Consider the following 23,815-nt stretch of genomic DNA (forward strand, 5'->3'; position numbering starts at 1 on the left):
CCGTAGCGGCGGGGGGACTCGATCCCCCGACCTCACGATTATGAGTCGTGCGCTCTAACCAGCTGAGCTACGCCGCCATGGAATGAGTCAGCCCGTGGCCGCGACATCTCGCAACGCACGGGCTCTCATTCAGAGCCCCGACCGGGAATCGATCCCGGGACCTCAGTCTTACCAAGACTGCGCTCTACCACTGAGCTATCGGGGCAACGACGTGAAACTCTACCAGCGATTTCCGTACGAATGAAATCGAGGCGGTTCCACGGTCGCTCGGCCGGTTTCCACCGACCTCTTACCGGTCAGTACCGGTCAGTACCGGTCACGTGAGGGCTTCTCGAAGGACTTCCGACCGGCCTTGAATCCAGCCTTGCCGCCACCCTTGTGACCGCCGTAGCCGCCCTTGTGGCCACCCTTGTAGCCACCGCCACCGGAGCGGAAGGGCTTGCCCTCGCGCTCGGCGTTCGTCGGACGCCCGGAGTCCTTCTGGATCTCGATCGGACGACCGTTGATGGTGGTGTTGCCCAGGGCATCCCACTGCTGGCTGGTCAGGTCCGCCGGCAGCTCCACGAGGGCGTGGTTGGACCGGATGTCGATGTGGCCGATCTGGTTGGAACGCAGTCCGGCCTCGTTGGCGAGGGCGCCGACGATGTTGCCCGGCTGCACGCGGTCCTGACGGCCCAGCGAGATCCGGTAGGTGGCGTTGCCCTCGGCCGGGCCGCGCTGCGGGCCGCGGGAGCCGCGTCCGTCACGATCACCACGGTCCTCACGGCCACCGCGTTCCATCCTGGCCGGGGGCATGTCCTGCTCCTCGGCCAGCAGCGGGCGGCCGCCCTGGGCCATCTTGGCGAGCGCCGCGGCGACGTCCTCGGCGTTGACGTCGTTCTCCGACACGTAGGAGTCGATGAGCCCACGGAACACGTCCAGGTCGCCCGCCGAGAGGGTCTCGGTGATCTGCGTGCTGAAACGGCCCAGACGGGAGTTGTTGACGTCCGCCACGGAGGGCATGTTCATCTGCTCCACGGTCTGGCGGGTGGCCTTCTCGATGGCCCGCAGCAGGTACTTCTCGCGCGGGGTCATGAACAGCACGGCATCGCCGGAGCGCCCGGCACGGCCGGTGCGGCCGATGCGGTGGACGTAGCCTTCGGTGTCATGCGGGATGTCGTAGTTGATGACGTGGCTGATGCGCTCGACGTCGAGGCCACGGGCCGCCACATCGGTGGCCACCAGGATGTCCACTCGACCCTGACGCAGGTTGTCCACGGTCTTCTCACGCTGGTTCTGCGCGACGTCCCCGGAGAGGGCGACGGCGCGGAAGCCCCGAGCGTTGAGCTTGGTGGCGAGCTCCTCGGTGGCGTTGCGGGTGCGGACGAAGGCGATGACGCCGTCGTGCTCTTCGGTCTCGAGGATGCGGGTCAGGGCCTCGAGCTTCCAGGAGCCGGTGACCTGCATGTAGCGCTGGCGGATGTTGCCGGCCGTGGTGTTCTTCGCGGCGACGGAGACCTCAACGGGGTTGTTGAGGTACTTGCCGGAGATCCGCTGGATGGCGCGCGGCATGGTGGCCGAGAACAGTGCGGTCTGCTTCTGGTCCGGGGTGGCGGACAGGATCTGGTCCACTTCCTCGGCGAAGCCCATGCGGAGCATCTCGTCGGCCTCGTCCAGGACCATGTACTGCAGGTTGGACAGGTCCAGGGAGCCCTTGGACAGGTGGTCGATCACGCGACCGGGAGTGCCCACGACCACCTGGGCGCCACGGCGCAGCCCGGAGAGCTGCGGGCCATAGGGGGCGCCGCCGTACACGGGGAGCACGGTCACGCCCTTGATGTGCTTGGCGTAGGTGGTGAAGGCCTCGGCGACCTGCAGGGCCAGCTCGCGGGTCGGGGCCAGCACGAGGATCTGCGGGGTGTTGGCCGGGCCGTTGACGTCGGCAAGCTCGGCCAAGCGGGACAGGGCCGGCACGGCGAACGCGGCGGTCTTGCCCGTGCCGGTCTGGGCCAGGCCCACCACGTCGCGACCGCTGAGCAGCAGCGGGATGGTCTGGGCCTGGATCGGCGATGGGTTCTCGTAGCCGAGGTCGGAGATCGCGGCGAGGACTCGGCCATCGATGCCGAGATCAGCGAATGCGGGAACGCCCGACTCTGCCGACTCGGTGTTCTCACCGTTCTCGGTGTTTTCGGTGTTTTCCGAGTTCTCGGTGATCTCGGCGTTCTGCGGGGTTTCGTTTTGGGCGTGTTCAGACACGGTATTTCCTCACGGGGATCGGTGATTGCGGCCGGTTGGGTGCCGCAACGCATCGGATTGGTTCTCTCCGGTGCTCCCCGTGGCGTGGTCCAACATCACGCCCGTTCCATTTCTCCTGGCGGTCCCCGCCCTGCCGGTTCCGTTGGCGTCCCGGGCCGCAGGGGCGGCACAGTTCAGCAGCGGAGGAACGGAAGGGGGTTCGGGACCGGCCGCCCGCACAGCCGACACGTTGCCGAAAGCGAGCCACACAACTTGATGCCTTGCTGCAGTATTCAACAGCGGGGCATGCACAGGGGATTTGACCGGAATGGTTCAGCCAGTCTAACGCATCACGGCGGCAGAGGGACCGGGCCGAACAGTTAGGCTCATCACGTGCCCGAGCAGACCCCTGGACAGCAATCACCTGGCCCACAGCCCCACCATCGTTTCGCCCGTGCCGCAGGCCGCGCGACCCGCTCCTTCCTCGACGCCTCCCGGGACGACGCCGAACGCGCCCGCACCGAGCGCCAGGAACACGAGGACCGCCGCGCGGCCGAGCAGCGCGCCGCGGCCGAACGCCAAGCCGCCACACCCACCACCTTGAAGGTGGCCCGCTGGTGGTGGCTCATAACCACCGCGGTCTTCGCCCTGGTGGCCACGGCCTTCCTCCTGTCCGGGCTCAACGCCCCGGTGGGCACCGCCGGGGGGCTCGACCTGGCCGCGCCGGAGGCCACTGCTACGGGCCAGTTCGTCCTGGCCGGGCTGGCCGGCGTCCTGGCCCTTGCCACGGGCACCGGCGCCGTCCAACTGCTGCGGTCCCGGCGCAGCGCGGTCGGCCTACTGACCGGCGTGGCCGTGATCGTCGGAATTCCCCTGATCGTCCGCGGCCACCCTCTGCTCTTGGCCCTCGCCGTGGTGCTGCTGGCCGGGGCCGCCCTGCTGTGGTTCCCACCGCTACGGCGGTTCCTGCGCTGAGCTGCTGGTGATCAGCCTTCCGCGTCACGGAGCAGCGGGACGTCGGAGACGACGTCGATATGCCGCTGCATCGCCTGGGCGGCCTCGTCCGGATCGCCCCGGCGAATGCCCTTCGCAATGGCCCGGTGCGCTTCGAGGGAGACCTCTGGACGCCCCGGCTGGCCCAAGGACTCAATGCGGGTCTCCCGGATCCTCTCACTCAAGAAGTCCATCATCTGCGCCAGGACCCCGGAATGCGCAGCCTGGGTGATGGCCCCGTGGAATCTCTCGTCGCCGCCTACTCCCCGGTCACCCTGCTCGATCTCACCAGCCATCACCTCGATGGCCGCGTCGATCGCCGCCAGGTCCTGATCCGTCCGTCGCTCGGCCGCCAGTGCCGCGAGCTTGACCTCGACCGTGCTCCTGGCCTCCACGATCTCCGGCAGCAGGCTTCGATGGTCACTCAACTGCCGCAGCAGCGTGGTCGCATTCGGGCGGTAGACCAGGACGGCACCGGTGCCATGGCGGACGTCGATGACACCGAGCACCTCCAGTGCCACCAGGGCCTGGGCCAGGGTCGCCCGGGAAACGCCGAACTGTTCGGCCAGGTCACGCTCCGGAGGGAGCCGGTCGCCGGGTGCCAGACCCTCCTCATCGATGTACTCGAGAATCCGTTCCATCAGCTGCTCGTACAGCCGGGCACGCGTGACACGCCGCGCACCGTGACCCCTGTCCTGTTCCGCCATCTGCGGCCTCCCGCGTCCTCGTCCGTGAGTTCGTCACAGCATATTGACAACCCATTCATGAGTCTAGGAGGCTAGGCCACTAGCAGAGTGATCCACCTCACGCGCCCTTCGGAAGGGACCCCTATGTCAGAACCCATCATCGCGATCATCATCCTGGCCGCCATGTTCATCCTCGCCACCGTGCTGCCCATCAACATGGGCGCGTTGGCGTTCGTGGGCGCCTTCGTCCTCGGGGCACTCTTCCTGGGGATGGAGGCCGATGACATCATGGCCAACTTCCCCGGGGGCCTCTTCCTCACCCTCGTGGGCGTCACCTATCTCTTCGCCATCGCCCAGAACAACGGCACCATCGACCTGCTGGTCAGACGGGCCGTGAAGCTCGTGGACAACCGGGTCGCCCTCATCCCGTGGGTCATGTTCATCCTCACTGCGGTCATCACGGCCGTGGGTGCGCTCGGCCCGGCAGCGGTGGCCATCATGGCCCCCATCGGTCTCAACTTCGCCGCCAAGTACAAGATCAACCCCCTGATGATGGGCATGCTGATCGTCCACGGCGCCCAGGCAGGAGGCTTCTCCCCCATCGCCGTCTACGGCGTGATCGTCAACGGCCTGATCGCCGACGCGGGCTTCGCGTTCAGCCCGACGGCCTTGTTCCTCAGCTCCCTGATCTTCAACGCGGTCATCGCCGTCGTCCTGTTCTTGGTCCTCGGCGGCAGGTCCCTCGTAGGAACCCGGGTGTCACAGTTCGCCGAATCCGTCTCGGACGCCCGCCTCCACGCTTCTGTGGGCGCCCGCGCGGCCGGCGTCGACTTCAAGGGTTCCGGCAGTGGCACCTACGGCCCCCGGGACCCGGCCGGCGACGGCCCGTCCACCTCCCCCTCGCAGACGGTCACGTTCTCCCAGATCGCCACCATGCTCGGCCTGGTGGCCCTGGCCGTGGTGGCGCTCGGATTCCAGGTGGACATCGGCTTTGTGTCCATCACCATCGCGGTCATCCTGGCGCTGCTCTCGCCGAAGGCCCAGAAGGGAGCGGTCAACAAGATCAGCTGGCCGACCGTCCTGCTGATCTGCGGCATGCTGACCTTCGTCGGCACACTCCAGGAGGCCGGGACCATCACGTACGTCTCCGACGCCGTCGCCCAGATGGGCATGCCGCTGCTCGCCGCCCTGATGATCTGCTACATCGGCGCCGTGGTCTCCGCCTTCGCCTCGTCCACCGCCATCCTCGCGGCACTGATCCCCCTGGCCGTCCCCTTCCTCGACTCCGGGTCCGTCAGCGCCATCGGCGTCGTCTGCGCCCTGGCAGTCGCCTCCACGGTGGTGGACGTGTCCCCGTTCTCCACGAACGGCGCCCTGGTGCTCGCCAACGCGCCGGAGGGGACGGACCCTGACCGCTTCTACAAGCAGATCCTCACCTACGGGGCGATCGTGGTGGTCGTCGCCCCACCGCTCGCCTGGCTGACCATGGTGGTCCCCGGATGGATGTGAGCCGGCACCGCCCTGGAGAGAGGAACACCATGACCACCACCGCAGGACCGCTCAGCGGCTACACCGTCCTCGACCTCACCCGGGCCCTGGCCGGCCCCCACGCCGGGATGATGCTCGGCGATCTCGGTGCCCGGGTGATCAAGGTCGAGACCCCCGGTGCCGGCGACGACACCCGGTCCTGGGGCCCGCCGTTCGTGGGCCCGGAGGACGATCCCCAGGCCACCTACTACCTCTCCTGCAACCGCAACAAGGAGTCCATCGCCCTGGACCTCAAGAGCGAGGACGGCCGGGCCACCCTGGTCGAGCTCGTCCGGCGGTCCGACGCCCTGCTGGAGAATTTCCGCACCGGCGTGCTGGACCGGCTCGGATTCCCGGTGGAGACCCTGCACGAGATCAACCCCCGGCTCGTCATCCTCTCCATCACCGGCTTTGGCCATGACGGCCCCGAGGCCACCCGCAGCGGTTACGACCAGATCGTGCAGGGAGAGGCCGGGCTGATGTCCCTCACCGGCTCCGGACCGGACGACCCCCAGCGCGTGGGCGTCCCGATCGCCGACCTGCTCTCGGGGATGTACGGCGCCTATGGCCTGCTGGCGGCGCTCCTGGAACGCGAGCGGACCGGGAAGGGACAAGTGGTGAGGACCTCCCTGCTCGCCGCGGTGGTCGGCGTCCACGCCTTCCAGGGGACCCGCCAGACCGTAGCCGGGCAGACCCCGCAGGCCCAGGGCAACCACCATCCCTCGATCGCCCCCTACGGCCTCTTCCACTGCCGCGGCGGCAGCGTCCAGATCAGCGTCGGCAACGAGCGGCTCTGGCGGAGGTTCTGCACCACCGTCGGCCTCGATCCCGAGGACCCCGACTTCGCCACGAACGCGCTGCGGGTGGAGCACCGGGACCGGCTCATCCAGGTGATCGAACAGGCCTTCAGCACCCACCCGCCCGCCGACCTGCTGGAAAGGCTGGACGCGGCCGGCATCCCCTCCGGGAAGGTGCGGTCCCTGGACGAGGTCTATGCCTGGGACCAAGTCGAGTCCCAGGGCCTGCACCTCACCGTGGATCACCCCCTCCTCGGCGGCATCGACCTCCCCGGTCCCCCACTGCGGTTCTTCGACGCGGCCTCGGGGCAGGAGACCACGAAGCGCGCCCACACCGCCCCGCCACTGCTGGACCGGGACGCCGAGGCCATCCGGTCGTGGCTGGCATGACCGGCACCGAGGTGAGGCTGAGGCGGTCCGCGGCACAGCTCCTGGAGCTGGTGCTGGACGAGGGGACCTTCACGCCGTGGGATCGTCCGGCCGAGCAACCGCCCACCAACCCCCGTTATACCGCCGAGCTGGAGAAGGCGCGCCGCGTCACCGGGGCCGACGAGTCCGTGACGACCGGCCGGGGACTGATCCGCGGTCGGCCGGTGGCCGTGATCGTCTCCGAGTTCGGCTTCCTGGCGGGCTCCATCGGCCGCGCCGCATCGCGCCGCATCACCGATGCCGTCCGACGCGCCACCGAAGAGGGTCTGCCCCTGCTCGCCTGCCCGGCCTCCGGCGGCACCAGGATGCAGGAGGGGACCCCCGCCTTCCTGTCCATGGTGGACATCACCCAGGCCATCCACCGGCACAAGGAACGGGGCCTGCCCTACCTGGTCTACCTCCGGCACCCCACCACCGGCGGCGTGATGGCCTCCTGGGGTTCGCTGGGCCACGTGACCCTCGCCGAGCCGGGCGCCCTGCTCGGATTCCTCGGGCCCCGGGTCTTCGAGGCCCTCAACGGCGAGCCGTTCCCCAGCGGGGTGCAGACGGCGGAGAACCTCCACCGTCTGGGGATCATCGACGGCGTCGCCGCCCCCGAAGACCTGCCCGACCTGCTCGACCGGGTGCTGCGCATCGTCGCCCCGGCTCGCCAGTCCAGCCAGTCCGGTCCAGCCTGCCCGACGCCGGCCCCGGCCAGCGCCGCTGCCGGCCCCGGCACCACCTCCACCTGGCACTCCATCGAGCGGTCCCGCCACCGCGGACGCCCTGACCTGCAGCGCCTGCTGGACCAGGGCGCGGATGACGCCGTGGTGCTGCACGGCACGGGGCAGGGCGAGGCCGATCCTGGGCTGACCCTCGCGTTGGCCCGCTTCGGCACCCAACCGTGCGTCGTCGTCGGGCACCAGCGGCCGGGTCCCGGGGAACGGGAGATGGGCCCGGCCTCCCTCCGGCAGGCCCGGCGGGGCGTCCAGGTGGCCCAGGAACTGCGCCTGCCCCTGCTCACGGTCATCGACACGGCCGGGGCGGAACTGTCCCGCGAGGCCGAGGAAGGCGGACTGGCCGGCGAGATCGCCCGGACCCTCGCCGACCTGATCGGGACCCCGGTGCCCAGCGTGTCCGTCCTCTGGGGACAGGGCGCGGGCGGCGGGGCGCTGGCCCTGGTGCCCGCCGACCGGGTCATCGCCGCCGAGCACGCGTGGCTCTCACCCCTGCCCCCGGAGGGTGCCAGCGCGATCGTGCACCGGGATACCCTGCACGCCCCCGAGCTGGCGGAGGCACAGGACGTCAACGTCGCCGCTCTGCACCGGATCGGGCTCGTGGACCACGTGGTGCCGGAGGAGCCGCCCGCCGAGCTTGACCCGCGCGGTTTCTGTACGGCGATGGCCTCGGCCATAGAGTACGAGCTGTCACGGGCGGTCTGCCTTCCCGACGCCGACCGGCTCGGCCTGAGGGCCGCCAGATTCCATCAACTGGGCTGCTGACGCGGCCGGAGGGAGGCGCCGGTGGACGTACTGACGGCACTCGCGATCCTCGCGGCCGGGCTCGGCGGGGGCGTGGTCGTCACCGCCATCGGGGCGGGCTCCCTGGTGACCTTCCCCGTCCTGCTGGCCGTCGGCCTGCCGCCCGTGGTGGCGAACGTCTCCAACACCATCGGGCTCGTGCCGGGGAACATCACCGGCACCTGGGGGTACCGCCACGAGCTCGTGGGCCGGCGCGGCCTCGTCATCGGCGTCGCCGCGACCACCGCGGTCGGCGCGGTGGCCGGGGCCGTGCTGCTTCTCTCCCTGCCCTCCGAGGCCTTCTCGCGGCTGGCACCCTGGCTGATCCTGCTCGCCGCCACCTTGGTCGGCACCCAGCCCTTCATCTCCGGGGCACTGCGGCGGCGGGCGCGACGCCGTGGGGACACGCCCCGCGGCATCAGCACCCACCTACCGGCGCCCCTGGTCTGGGCGTCAGCGACCATCGGCGTCTACGGCGGCTATTTCGGGGCCGGCCAGGGCGTCATGCTCGTGGCCTGCCTCGCCCTGGGACTGGAGGAACGGCTCCAGACCGTCAATGCCCTGAAGAACGTGGCCGTGCTGACGGCCAACGTCGTGGCCGCCCTGATCTTCGTCTGGATCGCCCCCGTCGACTGGGCCGCCGTCGGACTCCTGGCGATCGGCTCCGTGGTCGGCGGCTGGCTCGGCGCCCTCATCGGGAGGCGGCTGCCCGGACCGGTCTTCCGGGTCCTGGTGGTCCTCTTCGGCTACGTCGTCGCCCTCCGGCTGCTGTGGGATGCTGACTGACACTCCCGGATGGTTAGAGGCTGCCGATCGCCCGGTCCAGGTCGTCGATCAGGTCCGCCACGTCCTCGATGCCCACGGACAGGCGCACCAGGTTGTCCGGCACCGCGAGCTCGGTGCCGGCCACGGAGGCGTGGGTCATCTCGGCCGGGTAGTTCATCAACGACTCGATCCCGCCCAGGGACTCCGCCAGCTGGAACAGCCGGGTGGTCTCCGCGACCTTCTTCGCGGCGGCCGCTCCTCCGGTGAACTGCACCGAGACCATGCCGCCGTAGCCGCGCATCTGGCGGGAGGCGAGTTCGTGGCCCGGGTGGTCGGGCAGGCCCGGGTACAGCACCCGCTCCACGCCGGAGACGCCCTGCAGGTGCTGGGCGATCGTGGCGGCGTTCGCATTGTGGCGGTCCATGCGCACCCCGAGCGTCTTGAGCCCCCGGGTGGTCAGGTAGGCGTCCAGCGGCCCGTTGACCGCACCGGCGGCGAACTGCTGGAACTTCACCTTCTCGGCGAGCTCCGGGTCGTTGACCACGACGGCACCGCCGATCACATCGGAGTGCCCGCCGATGTATTTGGTCGTGGAATGGACCACGACGTCGGCGCCCAGTTCCAGCGGCAGCTGCAGGTACGGCGTCGCGAAGGTGTTGTCCACCACCAGCAGCGCCCCGGCGGCGTGCGCCACCTCCGCCAGTGCGGCGATGTCCGAGACCTTCATCATCGGGTTGGAGGGCGTCTCCAGCCACAGGATCCGGGCCGCAGAGGCATCGGCGGCCGCCAGGGCCTGTTCCACCGCGGAGACGTCCGCCATGTCCACCACGGTATGGGTGACGCCCCAGGGGCCCAGGATCTTGTTGATCAGGCGGTAGGTGCCGCCGTAGACGTCGTTGCCCATGACGATGTGGGCGCCGGGTCCGGCCACGGCGTGGATCAGGGCGTTCTCGGCGGCCAGGCCGGAGCCGAAGGTGAAGGCGCGGGCCCTGCCGTCCACGCCGCCTTCGAGGGCGGCCAACTGCTCCTGGAGGGAGTCGCGGGTGGGGTTGGTACCGCGGCCATAGTCGTAGCCGTGGCGCAGCTGTCCCACCGCCTCGGGGGCATAGGTGGTGGAGAGGTGCACGGGTGGCACCACCGCGCCATAGACCGTCTCGTGGGCCTGGCCGGCGTGGATGGCTCGGGTGTTGAAGCCCTCGTAGCGGGGAGTCTCGTTGGTCATGTCCAGTCCTTTCAGCGGGCCACGCGGGCCAGCAGGTCGTGCAGGGTGACGATGCCCGTGACCACGCCGTGGTGGGTGGCCATCACGGCGGGGGCGGAGCGCAGGGCCTCGCGCACTGCGGAGAGCGGAGCGTTGACGTTGACCTTCGGCAGGGGGGCGCCGACGTGATCGAACACGGTGTCCGCGGCGGTCGCCCGCCCGGAGGCCAGCAGGTCGGTGAGGGTAGCCACGTCCACGGCGCCCAGGATCTCGCCGACGCGCAGGTCATCCCGGGGTGCGCCGACCACGGGGAGGGCATCCACGCCGTAGCGGTTCATGGTGGAGATGGCCTCGGCCAGGGTGGCGTCCTTCGGGGCGGTGACCACGGACGGCAGGGCACCGGGCAGCCAGGTCGACTTCTCCCCCAGGAGGTCGGCGACCGTCGCGCTCCACGCCTCGGGAACCGCCGAAGCCGAGGGAACCGCGGGTGCCGAAGGGCCGGCGTCGTGCGCGGGCCGGAGGTCCACCGGCAACACCGACTCCGGTGTGGAGGCCTCGAAGCCCATCTCGTCCATCCAGCCCTCGTTGAAGATCTTGCCGAGGTAGCCGCGGCCGGAGTCCGGCAGGATGATGACCATCACATCGTCCTCGCCGAGGCCCTGTGCGGCCCGGAGTCCGGCGACGACGGCCATCCCGGAGGACCCGCCCACGAGCAGGCCCTCCTCGGCGGCCAGGCGGCGGGTCATCTCGAAGGAGGCGGCGTCGTCCACGGCGAGGACCTCGTCCGGCACGGTCTTGTCATAGTTGCCGGGCCACATGTCCTCCCCCACGCCCTCCACAGAGTAGGGCCGGCCGGTGCCGCCGGAGTAGATGGAGCCGTCCGGATCGGCGGCGATGACCTTGACGGGTCCGGAGGCGCGGTCCGCGGAGACCTCCTTGAGGTAGCGACCTGTGCCCGTGATGGTGCCTCCGGTGCCCGCGCCGATGACCACATGCGTGAGCCGGCCGGCGGTGTCCCGCCAGATCTCCGGGCCGGTGGTCTCGTAGTGGGACTCCGGGGCGGAGGGGTTGAAGAACTGGTTGGGCTGGTAGGCGCCCGGGATGTCCCGCTCGAGGCGGTTGGCCACCCCGTAGTAGGACTCCTCGGACTCGGGGGCCACGGAGGTCTTGGTGACCACCACCTCGGCGCCGTAGGCCCTGAGGACGTCCCGCTTCTCCTCGCCCACCTTGTCCGGGGTGACGAACACGGAGCGGTATCCCTTGAGCTGGGCGACCATGGCCAGGCCGACTCCGGTGTTCCCGGAGGTCGGCTCCACCACGGTGCCACCGGCGGAGAGCTTGCCCTCGGCCTCGGCGTTCTCGATCATCTTCAGCGCGATGCGGTCCTTCACCGAGCCGCCGGGGTTCAGGTACTCGGGCTTGACCAGGATGGTGGCCCTGATCCCCTCAGTGACCCTGTTCAGCTTCACCAGCGGGGTGTTGCCGATGAGGCCGAGGACATTCTCGGCGTAGGTCATGCCGTGCGGGTGGCCGGATGGGGTCTCTGGAGTGCCGGCGTTCTCGGGCTGCGCGTTCATGGGCTCAACGGTACCGCCGAGGCCGCCTCGGGCGGCAAGAGCATGAATCCGCGTGACCACTCAACGGGGGACAATGGCAAGGTGTTAGGTTCCCTGCCCGCCCCGGACGCCACTGTGGTCCTGGAGCCCGGCGTCCCTGTGGACGTGCGCCTGACCCTGGGTGTCCTGCAGCGCGGACAGGCCGATCCCACTGTGCAGTCCCGCCCCGATGGGGTCTGGCTCTGCTACCGGGTGCCTGGCTCGGGCGATCCGGTGTCGGTGCTCGTCCGGCCGGCGCCCTCGGTGCTGGTCCCGGGTCCGGTCCCGGTGCTCGCGTGGGGGCCGGGCGCCGAGGCTGCTGTGGCGGACGCACACCGGCTGCTGGGGCTCGACGACGACTGGTCGGCCTTCGATGCGCTCCTCGCCCCGCGTTCGGCAGTGGTCTCGGGCGCGGCCGGGGCTGGGGAGACGGCGGGGGCTGTGGGAGCAGCCGCGCTTCCGCATGCGGTAGCGCAGGCCCGCCGCGCGAACCCCGGGCTGCGCCTGCCGGCCACGGGGAGGATGGTGGACCAGCTGCTGACCGTGGTCCTGGAGCAGAAGGTCACCCATGACCAGGCCCGGTCCGGGTGGCGCTGGCTGGTGCGGGGCTTCGGCGAGGCGGCCCCGGCTCCCGCGCCACCGGGCATGTTGTTGGCGCCGACCGCCCACGCCGTCCGGCGAATCCCCAGTTGGGCCTGGCACGCGGGCTGGGTCCAACCCGCACAGTCGAGGGCGATGCTGCGGGTGGCCGAGCGGGCGAGCGCCCTGGAACGGCTGTCCGGCGTACCCGTGGGAGTCGCCGCTGAGACGTTGACCGCTGTACCGGGGATCGGCGTCTGGACGGCCGCGGAGACCGTGCAGCGGACCCATGGAGCCGCGGACACGGTGGCCGTGGGCGACTACCACCTGGCCCATCATGTGGGCGAGGTGCTGACCGGCCGGCGCACCGACGATGCCGGCATGCTCCGGCTGCTGGAGCCGTGGGCCGGCCACCGGCAGCGCGTGGTCCGGCTCATCGGCCTGTCCGGCGTCCGGTTCAGCCGGTTCGGCCCGCGGCTGGCACCGGCGGACCACCGGCGGCGGTAGTCAGTTCTGGTCGGACTTCTGATCGGTGTTCTGATCAGAGATCTGGTCGGGATTCTGGTTCTGGGCGACCTTCTCTCGAACTTCGTCCATGTCCAGTCCCTTGACAGCCGTGACAAGCTCCTGCAGCTGGGTGGCGTTGACGGCGCCGGGCTGGGCGTAGACCAGGACCTTGTCCCGGAACGCCATGAGGGTCGGGATCGAGGTGATGTTCGCGGCGGCGGCAAGGCCCCGCTCGGCCTCGGTGTCGACCTTGCCGAACACGATGTCCGGGTGCTCGCCCGACACCTGCTCGTAGACCGGGGCGAATTGCTTGCAGGGTCCGCACCAGCCGGCCCAGAAGTCGACGAAGACGATGTCGTTCTCGGTGATGGTCTGTTCGAATCCGGCTTCGGTGATCTCGGTGGTTGCCATGCCGTCCACCCTAACCGCCGCCGGCTGCGCCGCGGGAGTCGGATCCACAGGCGACGGCGGCCCGCTCCTCCACAGCGTCCATCTGCCCCGCGCGTTGCCCACGGTTGGGCCCTGGACCCCTGATGCGGGGCCAGCTGGCTTCCTAGCGTCGGATCATCCGGTCAGCAGACGACCGACCCATTGGATCGACCAGCCGAGGAGCACCCGATGTCGCACGACGCCCCGCAGCCCCCTTCCTCGCCACGCGCGAGACCGGCACCGCAGCCCAAACACGGTCCGTCCGGCCCGGGGCGCATGGCCCCCGGACGGCGCACGACCGTCATGGTGGTGGTGGAACGAGACGAACCGGAGCATGCGCTGCGCGAGTCCATGGAGTGGGTGCAGGCGTTCGAACGGGACTGCGGACTGGTCCTGGACACCGACGCCACGGAACTCTATGGGGTGGCACTCGCTGCGGACCTCAAGGACTCCCTCCAGCCACCCCGGGACGGCTCCGTGGCCGATTATCTCGATTTCATCTGCGTGGACGGCCGCTGGCTGGAGCCCGGAGACTGTCCGGCTGCCCCTCCCGATTCGAACGGTGCCCCGGCTTGGGCCTGGGCCTATTACGAGTCGGTCATGGGCGCCCCGGATCACGCCTATTGCACCATCTGGGACCTGATGCCCCTGCCCGTCGCCGCGTGAGAGGTGCGGCCACGGGCAGGAACGAGACGGACGGCAAGGACTACTCAGTCACCGTTGACGAAGGCGTCATAGCGTTGCAAGAACGCCGAGATGTGCCCACGGCTCACCGGCGCGGTCTGGTTGTAGCTCCCATCCGTGTCCCCCAGGGAGATGCCCTCGGAAGCCAGCCAGGTGATCGCCTCGTAGTTCGAGCCGCCCACGGACAGGTCCTTGAACGGGGAGGTAGCTGGGGCCTGGTGTTCTGGTGCCTCGAGCCGATACAGCAACGTGGCGAACTCCCCGCGGGTCACGGAATTGGCCGGACGGAAGGTCCCGTCCGCGTACCCCCGGGTGATGTCCTCGGTCGCAGCCCAGGCGATCGCGGTGAAATGTCCGGAGCTCTCGGAGACATCGGAGAACGGGGACTCCTCCGGTGCTTCGGCATCAGGCCCCATGTACCGATAGAGGAAGGCTGCGGTCTCCGCCCGGGTGACAGCCTGACTCTTGCGGAACGTCCCATCGGCGTATCCCAGAGACAATCCGGTCCGGGCCATCCACTGCACCGGGGCGTAGTAGGGCGAGCCCGGGAGGTTGTCCGAGAAGTCCGGCACCTCGGGGCTCGTGTCCTCCACGCAGTCGAAGCTGGCGGCGGACTCGGCGTCCCCACCCGTGTAGGTGGCCACGGCGGGGTAGACGCACAGCGGGCGGGAGCGCTCACTCGACCAGTCCTCCGGAACCTGATCGTTGGCCGGGTTGACCCAGGCTTCCAGCCTCTCTGGCTGGTCGCCGTCCTCCACCCAGCTGGCGAGGGCCGCGAGCGCATCATGCTGATCCGTGGCCGGGCCGCCGGACACATGTCCCATGCCCGGCACTTCGTAGTACTGGACGAAGTCGGAGGCGTCACCGCCATGGGTCTCGTTGAGATCCCGGTACCAGGCGGAGGTGTCATCCGAGGAGAACACCCCATCCGAGGCGCCGTGGATGACCATCATCTTGCCGCCGGAGGCCTTCAGATCGTTAAACTCCAGGTCCGGCGGAGTCATGAACTCCATGGCGCTCTCGGTGTAGATCCCCTCAGTCGCGTAGATCGACGCGTTGGCCTCGTCGATGTCCAAGTCCAGCACGAAATCCCGCAGGGAGTTCAGCGCCGGGGCGTAGGGCAACGTCGAGAAAATGTAGCCGACGGCCATGGGGTCCAGCGCGATGGACGCGTTGAACTTCCAGAAGCCCCAGCCTGGATCGACAAGACCCGGATCATAGGGGAACGAACTGTAGAGGGCGGTGCCGTCGCTGGCGGTCGCGCCGGCGAACACGGTCGTCACCACGGACTTCTGCTCCTCACTCAGGCACGTCCCGTCCCGGTCGGCCTCACACGTGGGGACGTGGTCGGCCACGGAGAAGACCTTGCCGCAACCGGCCTGGTCCTGCACGAGACCGTCGGCCAGGCCGTCGAGCTCGTCGCACTGGGCCAGGATGGCGTCCGCCAGCAGCACCCGCTCCGGCGGGGTCAGCGCCGAGTTCAGGTCATCGCTGGTGGCCACGGTGTTCCACTGCTGCGCGCCCCACAGCTGGGCCACCGCCGCCTGCGGGAGGTTGAATCCTGGCGCCAGTGCGAGGAAGCCGTCGTACTCGTCGGCGTACCGGGAGGCGCCCACCATGGTGTGCCGGCCGCCGTTGGACCCGCCCGTCAGGTAGGAGTACTCCGGCGCGCTGCCGTAGGCCTCCTCCACGAGGGCCTTCGCCATCGGGGTCAGGGTGCCCACCGCCTGGTAACCAAAGTCCAACCGGGCCTGTGGGTCCAGACCGAAGGTGGGGTTCTGACTGCCGGTGTGGCCGGCGTCAGAACTGATGACCGCCATGCCCATCTGGAGTCCACTCTCACCGCCGCCTACCTGGCCCACCGCGGTGCTGACAGAGCCGTCCATTCCCCCGTTGGCCTGGTAGAGGTACTGGCCGCTCCAGTCCTTCGGCAGACGCATCTCGAAGCCGATGGCATACTCCTCGCCGTCAACGGGACTGGTCCGCTCATTCATCTGACCTGTGACGAGGCAGTGCTCGCCGATGTCCTCACCCCGGTTGCTGAGGGTGCCGGCGGGTACCACCTCGGCGCCGATGATGGTGGTGGACTCGAATTCGAATCCGGCCAGCGCCGCACAGTCCGGGGCGTCTGTGGACGGGCCACTGCCCACGGTTGCAGCAGGCGTGGCGGAGAGGGCGGAGGCGGCGGAGGCGGCGGGGGCGGACGTGCTGGCCAGGGCCGCGCCAGACGAACTCAGGAGGAGCCCGACGGTGGCGGCACCGGCGACGACGGCACGGCGGAGGGCAACGCTGCTCATCTCAGCACCTCCCCCGCCGGCTCAGCCGGTGATCGGAGGAAAGTCGGTTCGGGGCTGGTCGGTCTGGGGCGGGTCGTTCCGAGGCACGACTATCGGGGCGTTCCATGGTGATGTCCTTTCACGAAGGTGATATCACCCGCTGGCCAACACCTCGACGAGTTGTGATGTAGGCCACAGTGGGAGTGGTGGACACATCCTATGAACATCCAGTTGTCAAAGACAATGGTCGGTTCCGTCAATGATCCTTCCGGGCGCCGAGCCACCCAGCCGGTTGCCCCTCCCGATTCGAACGGCGCCCCGGCCTGGGCCTGGGCCTGGGCCTATGACGAGTCGGTCATGGGCGCCCCGGATCACGCCTAGTGCACCATCTGGGACCTGATGCACCTGCCTTTGGCGGCGTGAGTCACACGGAAACGGAATAATCCTCAGGGTTGGCCGGTTGCGCGGGTTATGCGAGCTATTGGAATCCATGAACCAGGAACACCGGACGCCCTGCAGGTCATCGACCTGCCCCAACCTGCCGTTGCGGAGGGAGAGGTACGGATCCGCGTCCATGCGGCCGCCGTCAATCCGACGGACACCCTGCTCCGATCCGGACAACGGAACCTGTCCCGGCAGCCTCGACCGCTGGTCCCCGGAATGGACGTCGCCGGGATACTGGAGGAGATCGGACCCGGCACCGAAACCCCGCTCCGCGTGGGTGACGCAGTCATGGCGATCGTCGTGCCGCGCGGCACCCACGGTGCCTACGCGGAACAGGTGGTCGTGCCTGCCGAGTCCGTGGCCGCCGCACCACGAGACACCACCCACCTGGAGGCCAGCACCCTGCCCATGAATGGGCTCACCGCACGGTTGGCCTTGGACACCCTCGGCCTGCCGTCCGGCAGCGTCATCGCCGTCACCGGGGCGGCGGGCGCGCTGGGCGGATACGCGGTCCAGTTGGCGAAGGCTGACGGGCTGACCGTCGTCGCCGATGCCGCCGCGAAGGACCAGGAGCTGGTCGCCGGCCTCGGGGCCGACGTCGTGCTTCCCCGCGGCGAAGGATTCGCCGACCGAGTCCGTGAGCGGTTCCCCGACGGCGTGGACGGCGCCATCGACGGAGCGATGCTGCACGCCGCAGTTGCCCCCGCCGTCCGGGACGGCGGCACCGTGATCACCATCCGCGGCTACGACGAGCCGGGCGAACGCGGTGTCAGGTTCCAGCCGATCCTGGTCGCGGACTACGCCCGGGAACAGCAGAAGCTGGACACGCTCAGGCAACAGGCGGAGAACGGCCTGGTGAACCTGCGGGTGGCCGCGTCCCTGCCGAAGGAACAGGCCCCGGAGGCCCACCGACGGCTGGAGGCCGGCGGCGTCCGTGGACGCCTGGTGCTGACCTTCTGAGAGCCCATCCGGGAAAGGGCAGAGCATTCGGAAACGAAAAAACCGCGGGAGTCTGGTGACTCCCGCGGTTTTCCGCGGTGTGGCAGATACTGGATTCGAACCAGTGAAGGCAATGCCAGCTGATTTACAGTCAGCCCCCTTTGGCCGCTCGGGTAATCTGCCGGGGCCCCTCCCGCGCGGATCTGGTCTGAACCATTCCGTTCGGTCGGCGACACCTCACTTTACCGGAGCCGGGCCAGGATTTCGAATCGGTGACTTCCCCCGGTCTTCTGCCCTGCCTTCTCCCCACTCACGCCCGGGCATCGGTCCGGTATGCCACCGCACCGGAGCCCACCGGTAGGCTGTCCGCGAGGAATGTCCCACCCGAGTCCACCGCCCTCTCATCGCGGCGGACACAACAGTGAAGAGGAGCCATGGCCAGCGATTCGACGTTTGATGTGGTCAGCAAGGTCGACAAGCAGGAGATCAGCAACGCCCTGAACCAGGCCCAGAAGGAGATAGCCCAGCGCTATGACTTCAAGGGCGTGGGCGCGGAGGTCGATTTCAGCGGCGAGTCCATCCTGATGAAGGCCGCCTCCGAGGAGCGCGTCAAGGCCGTCCTGGACGTCTTCCAGTCCAAGCTGGTCAAGCGCGGCATCTCCCTGAAGTCCCTCGAGGCCGGCGAGCCCTACGCCTCGGGCAAGGAGTACCGCATGGAGGCGACCATCAAGGAGGGCATCGATCAGCCCACCGCCAAGAAGATCACCAAGCTGATCCGCGATGAGGGCCCGAAATCGATCAAGGCCACCATCCAGGGCGACGAGCTCCGCGTCTCCTCCAAGTCCCGCGACGACCTGCAGGCGACCATCGCCATGCTCAAGGACTTCGAGGACGCCGACCTGCAGTTCATCAACTTCCGCTGAGAAGCCCGTTCGACCGACCGAGGACACCATGCTCTACCTGATCACCCCCGACGGCTTCGTCAGCACGCTGCAGGCAACCCTCGGCGATGTGCTCGTGGACGCCCGCCGTGGCCGGCCACTGTCCCAGCAGGCCTGGGTGTCGCAGGACCCCGGTCCCGCGGGCATCCCCGCAGAGACGGTCCTGGCCGTGGCCCTCCGCCACGGCCTCGACGGAGGCATCGGCCTCGTGGTGCACGGAGGCTTCATCGACCAGGTCCTGGAACCAGAGCGGTTGCGGGCGGTGGAGCGAAACCAGAACCGGATCGCGGCGCAACTGGCCGCGATCGCCCCCGAGCCGCGCTTCGAGGACCGCGACTGGCACCGCCAGCAGCGGGCCATCGCCGAGGAGGCGCGGCAGGCGGCCGGCGGTTCGATCCGTCAGGCCGAGAAGACGGCCGATGAGGTGCTGTCCGCTCCGGTCAAGGACCACCTGACTCGCGCCTGGGAGCGCGCCGGCGGGCTGCTGCCCACGTCCTGACGCTGGCCGGTGGCCCGGCGGGTCAGCTGAGCCACCGCGTCAGCTGGGCCGCCGCGTCAGGCCTGGCCCAGCTCCCGGGCCATGCCCTCGAGGCGCTTGACCCGCTCGTTCATGGGTGGGTGCGTGGAGAACATCTTCTTCACGTTCCGGAACGGGTTGGCGATCATCAAGTGTGCGGTGTTCTGCAGCCGCTGCTCGGACGGCAGCGGCGCGGCCTGGATGCCGTTCTGCAGTTTGTAGAGGGCCGAGGCCAGGGCGAGCGGATCTCCGGTGAGCCGGGCACCATCCTCGTCCGCGTCATACTCCCGGGTCCGGGAGATGGACATCTGGATGAGCGAGGCTGCGAGCGGGGCCAGGAGGGCCAGCGCGATCATCGCCAGGGGGTTCGCGCCGCGGTTGTCCCGGCCGGCCCCGAAAAACAGCATGAACTGGGCCACCGAGGTGATGACCCCAGCCACGGCGGCGGCCACGGAGGACGTCAGGATGTCCCGGTTGTAGACGTGCATCAGCTCATGTCCCAGTACCCCGCGCAGCTCGCGCGCATTGAGCATCTGCAGGATCCCCTCGGTACAGCACACGGCGGCATTCTGCGGATTGCGGCCCGTGGCGAACGCGTTGGGTGAGGTTGTGGGCGCCACATAGAGCCGCGGCATCGGCTGCTGGGCCGCCTCGGAGAGCTCGCGGACGATCCGGTACATCTCCGGCTGCTCCTGCTCGGTGACGGGATAGGCGCGCATGGAACGGATCGCGATCTTGTCACTGTTCCAGTAGCTGTAGGCCGTGGACGCCAGTCCGATGAGTGCAAAGATCCAGATCCACGTGGAGCTTCCCGTGCCGGCAGCGATGACACCGCCGATGGCCAGCAGCACGGCGAACAGTCCGGCGATCAGCAGGGTGGTCTTCAGTCCGTTGTAATGCCGGTGCATCCGGTGGCGGTCCTTTCAGGGGCGCAGGAAACTCAGGGACGGTCAAGGGGACGTCTGTGAGTACAACGTACGTCACCGGCCGGACATTCCGGACGGCAGGTGCACAGGGAGGCCAAGTACTCAGGGAGGCAAGTACTCAGGGAACAGGATGGCGGGAGTCGTACTTCAGGAAGCCGGGCTGCCAGCGCATCAGGGCGCTGACCCCGATGACGCACAGCACGCCGCCGACCATGAGCGTCACCGGTTCGGCCAGCAGTTCGGCAGCACCCCCGGTCAGCATCTCCCCCACCCGCGGTCCACCGGCCACCACCACGATGAACACGCCCTGCAGTCGTCCCCGCAGATGGTCCGGGGTGGCCGACTGCAGGATGGTGTTGCGGAAGACCGAGGAGACGGAGTCGGCGCAGCCCGCCAGCGCCAGGCAGGCCGCGGCCGCCCACAGGTAGTGCTGGGGCTCGCCGCCGGCGGCCCCGGCCCGGGCGGCCAGGTAGACGACCACGCCGAATCCGGCCACGGACAGTCCCCAGGCGACGATGGCCCAGTACACCGCCGCCCCGTGCCGGACGATGCGGGTCAGCGGCCCGGAGAACAGCCCCGTGAGGAAGGAACCGAGGGCCATGGCCGCCAGCAGGATCCCGACGGCGGCCTCGCCGCCGCCCAGCACCACCGCTCCGATCGCGGGCAGCAGTGCCCGCGGGAAGGCGGTGGCCATCGCGACGATGTCCGCGATGAAGGTCATCCGCAGGTTGGGGCGGGATCCCAGGAAGCGGAACCCCTCCACCACGGAGCCCCAGCCGACGCGGCGCCGGGTCCCGGCAGATGTAGCAGAGTCAGCACCGTCCTGCCGCTGCGGTGGCAGGGAGGGCAAGCGCCAGACCGCATAGAGGGCGGCCAGAAAGGTCACCACATCCACGGAGTACGTCCAGGCGTAGCCCACCTGGGCCACCAGGACGCCGGCGAACAGCGGCCCGACCATCATGGCCACGGAGAACGTCATCATGTTCAGGGCGTTCGCGGCCGGCAGCAGTTTGAGGCCCACGAGGGCGGGGATGATGGCCCCGCGGGTGGGCTGGTTGATGCCGGAGGCCCCGGAATGGACGGCCACCAACACGTACAGCACCCACACGCTCTCCAGCCCCAGCCAGGCCTGGGCCGCGATCAGGACGGCGGTCAGCCACAGCACGGAGGAGGAGGCCAGGGCGAGCTTGCGCCGGTCCACGTGGTCGGCCACCGCCCCGCCATAGAGCCCGGCCACCACCAGTGGCACGAGGGCGAACGCGCCCAGCATCCCGACGGCCAGCGACGAGCCGGTGAGGTGGAAGACCTCGAGGCTGACCGCGACGAGAGTCAGTTGCGTGCCGACCGCCGAGAGCGAGTTCCCGATCCAGAGCCGCCGGTAGGCGGGGCTGACCCGCAGAGGGGTGAGGTCTGCGAGCAGCCGCGCCATCAGCCGCGGCTGATGCGGGTCATGTCCTCACGGGGAACCACCTTGACGCGCTCACGCTGCACGGTTCCGGAGCCGGTGGCGGCGGCACCGAGGCCGAGCTCGTGCTCGTCCAGCTTCAGCCAGCCCTCCCAGGTGGTGTATTCGATGCCGCGCGATTCCAGCAGGTCGATGACCGCCTGCTCCTCCGGGTTCGCCGCGGACCACAGGTCTGGCTGGTCCTCGAGCATGCAGCCGATGGTCTCCAGGGCGTCGCCCTTGGTGTGGCCGATCAGGCCCACCGGGCCGCGCTTGATCCAGCCGGAGGCATACAGGCCGGGCACCGGGGTGCCGTTCGCGTCCAGGATGCGGCCGGCGTCGTTGGGGATGACACCCTTGCGTTCGTCATACCCGAGCCCGGGCACGGGGGAACCGTGGTAGCCGATGGCCCTGTACACGGCCTGGACCGGGTAGTCGATGTACTCGCCCGTGCCCTTGACGTTGCCGGTGCCGTCCAGCTCCATGCGTTCCATCCGCAGACCGGCGACCTGGCCGGCCTCGTCCCCCTCGCCGGAGAGGATCTCCACCGGCTGCTGCAGGAAGTGCAGGTGCAGGCGGCGCGAGGCGCCGGAGTCCTGGTCCTCGACGAGCCAGTTGGTCAGGGTGCCGACCATGGTCTTGACCTGGTTGTTCGAGGCCGCCAACTGCTCCGAGGCCTCATCGAACTCGAAGTCCTCCGGGTACAGCACGATGTCCACGTCCTTGGAGTGCGCCAGCTCACGCAGCTCCAGCGGGGTGAACTTCACCTGGGCGGGGCCGCGGCGGCCGAAGACGTGCACGTCCGTGACCGGAGAGGCCTTGAGCCCCTTGTAGACGTTCTCCGGGATCTCCGTGACCAGCAGGTCGTCGGCATGCTTGGAGAGCATGCGGGCCACATCCAGGGCCACGTTGCCGTTGCCGATCACCGCGACCTCCTTCGCGGTCAACGGCCACTGGCGCGGCAGGTCCGGATGGCCGTCATACCAGGATACGAAGTCGGCGCCACCGAAGGAGCCCTCGAGGTCCACGCCGGGGACGGACAGGTCTGCGTCCCGGACAGCACCGGTGGAGAAAACGATGGCGTCATAGTGCTCGCGCAGGTCTTCCAGGGTGAGATCCGTGCCGAAGTCCACGCCGCCGAGGAAGCGGATGTCCCCGCGGTCCATGACCTTGTGCAGGGCCTTGACGATCCCCTTGATCCGCGGGTGGTCCGGGGCCACCCCGTAGCGGATCAGCCCGTACGGGGCCGGATAGCGGTCGAAGAGGTCGATGCTGACCTCGAAGTCCCGCTCGGCCTTGGTCAACAGGTCCGCCGTATACACGCCGGCCGGACCGGCACCGATGATGGCGAGGCGCAGGGGGCGGGCAGCGGCAGCGGTCACAGGGTTGTCCAATCAGCAGGGTCCGGAAGTCGATGTGGCATCGAGAGGGCAATCGCGATGGCACGGGCGGCGGCCGTCAAGGTCCACCGCCGGCCCATTCTACCGGGACCACCGAAATACACACGACCACCGTGATGCATTGCACGTCGCGGAGGGTCTACGCGGGACATGCGTTTCCAGGAGGACACCACGCGTTTAACGTCTAGGGACCGGTCCCCTTGGACCGGTCCCGCGCGTGCCGCCTGCGGCGGCATGGCCGTAACGTGGCTGAGACGAAGTGGCTGTGACGGTGCTGTGGTCAGCCCCCGTACATGGCCCCGCCGATGGCGGCACCGGCGGCCTTGGCCGCGTCAGCGGCGGTGATGTCGTTCATCTCCATCAGGGCGCGGGCGTCCTTGACGAGCAACTTGACCTGCTCGCAGGCATCAAGCCACTTCTGCTCCACCGCCTGGTAGTCCTCGGAGTTGGAACTGGAATTGAAGTTCTCATCCATGTAGGCCTTCTGCGTCTCGCGGTCACCGATGATGCCCTCGATGCGGTCGGCGATCTGTCCCACCTGGTATTCGTAGGCCTGGGCTTCGCCGGCGTCGTACTTGATAACCATGGTCTAGTCCTTTCGGGTTCCGGGTGTCCCGGAGAAGTGCGGAGTGTGTCGATGGGTACTGCGACGATGACGCTGAGGCGTCACCAGGACAGTTCGGCGCCCTGTTCCTTGGCCCGGGCGTCGTCCAGCTCGGTCTGCTCCTGGATGTTGTAGGCCTTGTAGAGCTCGCCCTGGCCCACGTTGATCAGGGACAGCGCCTCGATCACTTGTCCCTGGCACTCGTTCACCCGGTTGATGAAGCTGCGGAATGCCTGGGCGCCGGCACCCTGGAAGCTGCTCTCCAGGGACACGGTGGCGTCCTCGAGGTTCTGCAGCTCCACGATCAGGAGCTCGCCCGAATCGCCGGAGTCCTTGGCCGCCTTGTCGAAGGCATCGACGCCTTCCTGCAGTTCAAGCCGTTCGCTACCTGTAGCCATGTCTATCCCCTAGATGGTTCT

Annotated in this window: 21 protein-coding genes and 3 tRNA genes; 10 read left to right on the plus strand and 14 right to left on the minus strand. The window is 69.0% G+C overall.

Going from position 1 to position 23,815, the window contains the following annotated elements; translation table 11 throughout:
- Window positions 1-3 precede the first annotated feature (3 nt).
- The 3 genes from C8E99_RS08675 to C8E99_RS08685 all read right to left on the minus strand — a co-directional run bounded on the left by C8E99_RS08675 (window position 4) and on the right by C8E99_RS08685 (window position 2,193).
- A tRNA-Met gene (locus C8E99_RS08675) sits at window positions 4-77 on the minus strand.
- Window positions 78-133: 56 nt separating this feature from the next.
- Window positions 134-205: transfer RNA gene (locus C8E99_RS08680), tRNA-Thr, on the minus strand.
- 101 nt (window positions 206-306) lie between these two features.
- On the minus strand, window positions 307-2,193 hold the full coding sequence (locus tag C8E99_RS08685; protein WP_115933341.1) for a DEAD/DEAH box helicase: 1,887 nt from the start codon (window positions 2,191-2,193) through the stop codon (window positions 307-309).
- Between the two features lie 414 nt (window positions 2,194-2,607).
- On the opposite strand from C8E99_RS08685, the gene C8E99_RS08690 reads away from it, so the two are divergent.
- Window positions 2,608-3,189 carry a hypothetical protein gene (locus C8E99_RS08690; protein ID WP_115931959.1) on the plus strand — a complete coding sequence of 194 codons (582 nt, stop codon included), beginning with the start codon at window positions 2,608-2,610 and terminating at the stop codon, window positions 3,187-3,189.
- 11 nt (window positions 3,190-3,200) lie between these two features.
- On the opposite strand, the gene C8E99_RS08695 is transcribed toward C8E99_RS08690, so the two are convergent.
- On the minus strand, window positions 3,201-3,914 hold the full coding sequence (locus tag C8E99_RS08695) for a FadR/GntR family transcriptional regulator (protein ID WP_115931960.1): 714 nt from the start codon (window positions 3,912-3,914) through the stop codon (window positions 3,201-3,203).
- Window positions 3,915-4,037: 123 nt separating this feature from the next.
- On the opposite strand from C8E99_RS08695, the gene C8E99_RS08700 reads away from it, so the two are divergent.
- The 4 genes from C8E99_RS08700 to C8E99_RS08715 are packed head-to-tail and all read left to right on the plus strand — an operon-like array spanning window position 4,038 to window position 8,931.
- Window positions 4,038-5,402 (plus strand): SLC13 family permease, encoded by a 1,365-nt coding sequence (locus C8E99_RS08700; RefSeq protein ID WP_115931961.1) that lies wholly within the window; start codon window positions 4,038-4,040, stop codon window positions 5,400-5,402.
- A 29-nt stretch (window positions 5,403-5,431) separates the two neighbouring features.
- The gene (locus C8E99_RS08705; RefSeq protein ID WP_115931962.1) at window positions 5,432-6,607 is read left to right on the plus strand and encodes a CaiB/BaiF CoA transferase family protein; all 1,176 of its coding nucleotides are present in this window, start codon (window positions 5,432-5,434) and stop codon (window positions 6,605-6,607) included.
- Window positions 6,604-8,127: a carboxyl transferase domain-containing protein gene (locus tag C8E99_RS08710; RefSeq protein WP_115931963.1), complete on the plus strand. Its 1,524-nt coding sequence runs from the start codon at window positions 6,604-6,606 to the stop codon at window positions 8,125-8,127. Before C8E99_RS08705 ends, C8E99_RS08710 begins: the two co-directional genes overlap by 4 nt.
- 21 nt (window positions 8,128-8,148) lie before the next feature.
- A complete protein-coding gene (locus tag C8E99_RS08715) occupies window positions 8,149-8,931 on the plus strand; it encodes a sulfite exporter TauE/SafE family protein (RefSeq protein ID WP_115931964.1) in 783 nt (260 codons plus the stop codon).
- A 13-nt stretch (window positions 8,932-8,944) separates the two neighbouring features.
- Here the strand turns inward: C8E99_RS08715 and C8E99_RS08720 are convergent, their stop codons facing one another.
- Complete coding sequence (locus C8E99_RS08720; protein WP_115931965.1) at window positions 8,945-10,132, minus strand: cystathionine gamma-synthase; 1,188 nt, start codon at window positions 10,130-10,132, stop codon at window positions 8,945-8,947.
- 11 nt (window positions 10,133-10,143) lie between these two features.
- Window positions 10,144-11,628: a cystathionine beta-synthase gene (locus tag C8E99_RS08725; RefSeq protein ID WP_115931966.1), complete on the minus strand. Its 1,485-nt coding sequence runs from the start codon at window positions 11,626-11,628 to the stop codon at window positions 10,144-10,146.
- Window positions 11,629-11,769: 141 nt separating this feature from the next.
- Here C8E99_RS08725 and C8E99_RS08730 point away from each other — a divergent pair, with 141 nt between their 5' ends.
- Complete coding sequence (locus tag C8E99_RS08730) at window positions 11,770-12,792, plus strand: DNA-3-methyladenine glycosylase family protein (protein ID WP_245952200.1); 1,023 nt, start codon at window positions 11,770-11,772, stop codon at window positions 12,790-12,792.
- Here C8E99_RS08730 and C8E99_RS08735 read toward each other — a convergent pair whose 3' ends face one another.
- Entirely contained in the window at window positions 12,793-13,203 is a 411-nt protein-coding gene (locus tag C8E99_RS08735) for a thioredoxin family protein (RefSeq protein WP_115933343.1), read from the minus strand.
- A gap of 294 nt (window positions 13,204-13,497) precedes the next feature.
- On the opposite strand from C8E99_RS08735, the gene C8E99_RS08740 reads away from it, so the two are divergent.
- Window positions 13,498-13,887 (plus strand): hypothetical protein, encoded by a 390-nt coding sequence (locus C8E99_RS08740; RefSeq protein WP_115931967.1) that lies wholly within the window; start codon window positions 13,498-13,500, stop codon window positions 13,885-13,887.
- A 44-nt stretch (window positions 13,888-13,931) separates the two neighbouring features.
- Here the strand turns inward: C8E99_RS08740 and C8E99_RS08745 are convergent, their stop codons facing one another.
- Entirely contained in the window at window positions 13,932-16,202 is a 2,271-nt protein-coding gene (locus C8E99_RS08745) for a tannase/feruloyl esterase family alpha/beta hydrolase (RefSeq protein WP_115931968.1), read from the minus strand.
- 450 nt (window positions 16,203-16,652) lie between these two features.
- Between C8E99_RS08745 and C8E99_RS08750 the strand changes: the two genes are divergently transcribed.
- Window positions 16,653-17,585, plus strand: a complete 933-nt coding sequence (locus tag C8E99_RS08750; protein WP_115931969.1) for an NADP-dependent oxidoreductase — start codon at window positions 16,653-16,655, stop codon at window positions 17,583-17,585.
- A gap of 80 nt (window positions 17,586-17,665) precedes the next feature.
- On the opposite strand, the gene C8E99_RS08755 is transcribed toward C8E99_RS08750, so the two are convergent.
- Window positions 17,666-17,747: transfer RNA gene (locus C8E99_RS08755), tRNA-Tyr, on the minus strand.
- A gap of 251 nt (window positions 17,748-17,998) precedes the next feature.
- On the opposite strand from C8E99_RS08755, the gene C8E99_RS08760 reads away from it, so the two are divergent.
- Together C8E99_RS08760 and C8E99_RS08765 are read left to right on the plus strand one after the other, a co-directional pair.
- Entirely contained in the window at window positions 17,999-18,487 is a 489-nt protein-coding gene (locus C8E99_RS08760; protein WP_115931970.1) for a YajQ family cyclic di-GMP-binding protein, read from the plus strand.
- A gap of 28 nt (window positions 18,488-18,515) precedes the next feature.
- Window positions 18,516-19,004, plus strand: coding sequence for a hypothetical protein (locus tag C8E99_RS08765; protein ID WP_115931971.1), 489 nt, complete (start codon window positions 18,516-18,518; stop codon window positions 19,002-19,004).
- A 56-nt stretch (window positions 19,005-19,060) separates the two neighbouring features.
- On the opposite strand, the gene htpX is transcribed toward C8E99_RS08765, so the two are convergent.
- The 5 genes from htpX to C8E99_RS08790 all read right to left on the minus strand — a co-directional run bounded on the left by htpX (window position 19,061) and on the right by C8E99_RS08790 (window position 23,794).
- Window positions 19,061-19,930 carry a zinc metalloprotease HtpX gene (gene htpX / locus C8E99_RS08770; RefSeq protein WP_115931972.1) on the minus strand — a complete coding sequence of 290 codons (870 nt, stop codon included), beginning with the start codon at window positions 19,928-19,930 and terminating at the stop codon, window positions 19,061-19,063.
- A gap of 136 nt (window positions 19,931-20,066) precedes the next feature.
- The gene (locus C8E99_RS08775; RefSeq protein WP_115931973.1) at window positions 20,067-21,377 is read right to left on the minus strand and encodes an MFS transporter; all 1,311 of its coding nucleotides are present in this window, start codon (window positions 21,375-21,377) and stop codon (window positions 20,067-20,069) included.
- On the minus strand, window positions 21,377-22,774 hold the full coding sequence (locus C8E99_RS08780) for an FAD-dependent oxidoreductase (RefSeq protein WP_115931974.1): 1,398 nt from the start codon (window positions 22,772-22,774) through the stop codon (window positions 21,377-21,379). The genes C8E99_RS08775 and C8E99_RS08780 overlap by 1 nt, the downstream gene beginning before the upstream one ends.
- A gap of 298 nt (window positions 22,775-23,072) precedes the next feature.
- Entirely contained in the window at window positions 23,073-23,378 is a 306-nt protein-coding gene (locus C8E99_RS08785; RefSeq protein ID WP_115931975.1) for a hypothetical protein, read from the minus strand.
- An 80-nt stretch (window positions 23,379-23,458) separates the two neighbouring features.
- Window positions 23,459-23,794, minus strand: a complete 336-nt coding sequence (locus C8E99_RS08790; protein WP_115931976.1) for a cytochrome c oxidase subunit Vb family protein — start codon at window positions 23,792-23,794, stop codon at window positions 23,459-23,461.
- Window positions 23,795-23,815: the final 21 nt, after the last annotated feature.

It is taken from the genome of Citricoccus muralis, assembly GCF_003386075.1.
GTDB classification, from domain to species: domain Bacteria; phylum Actinomycetota; class Actinomycetes; order Actinomycetales; family Micrococcaceae; genus Citricoccus; species Citricoccus muralis.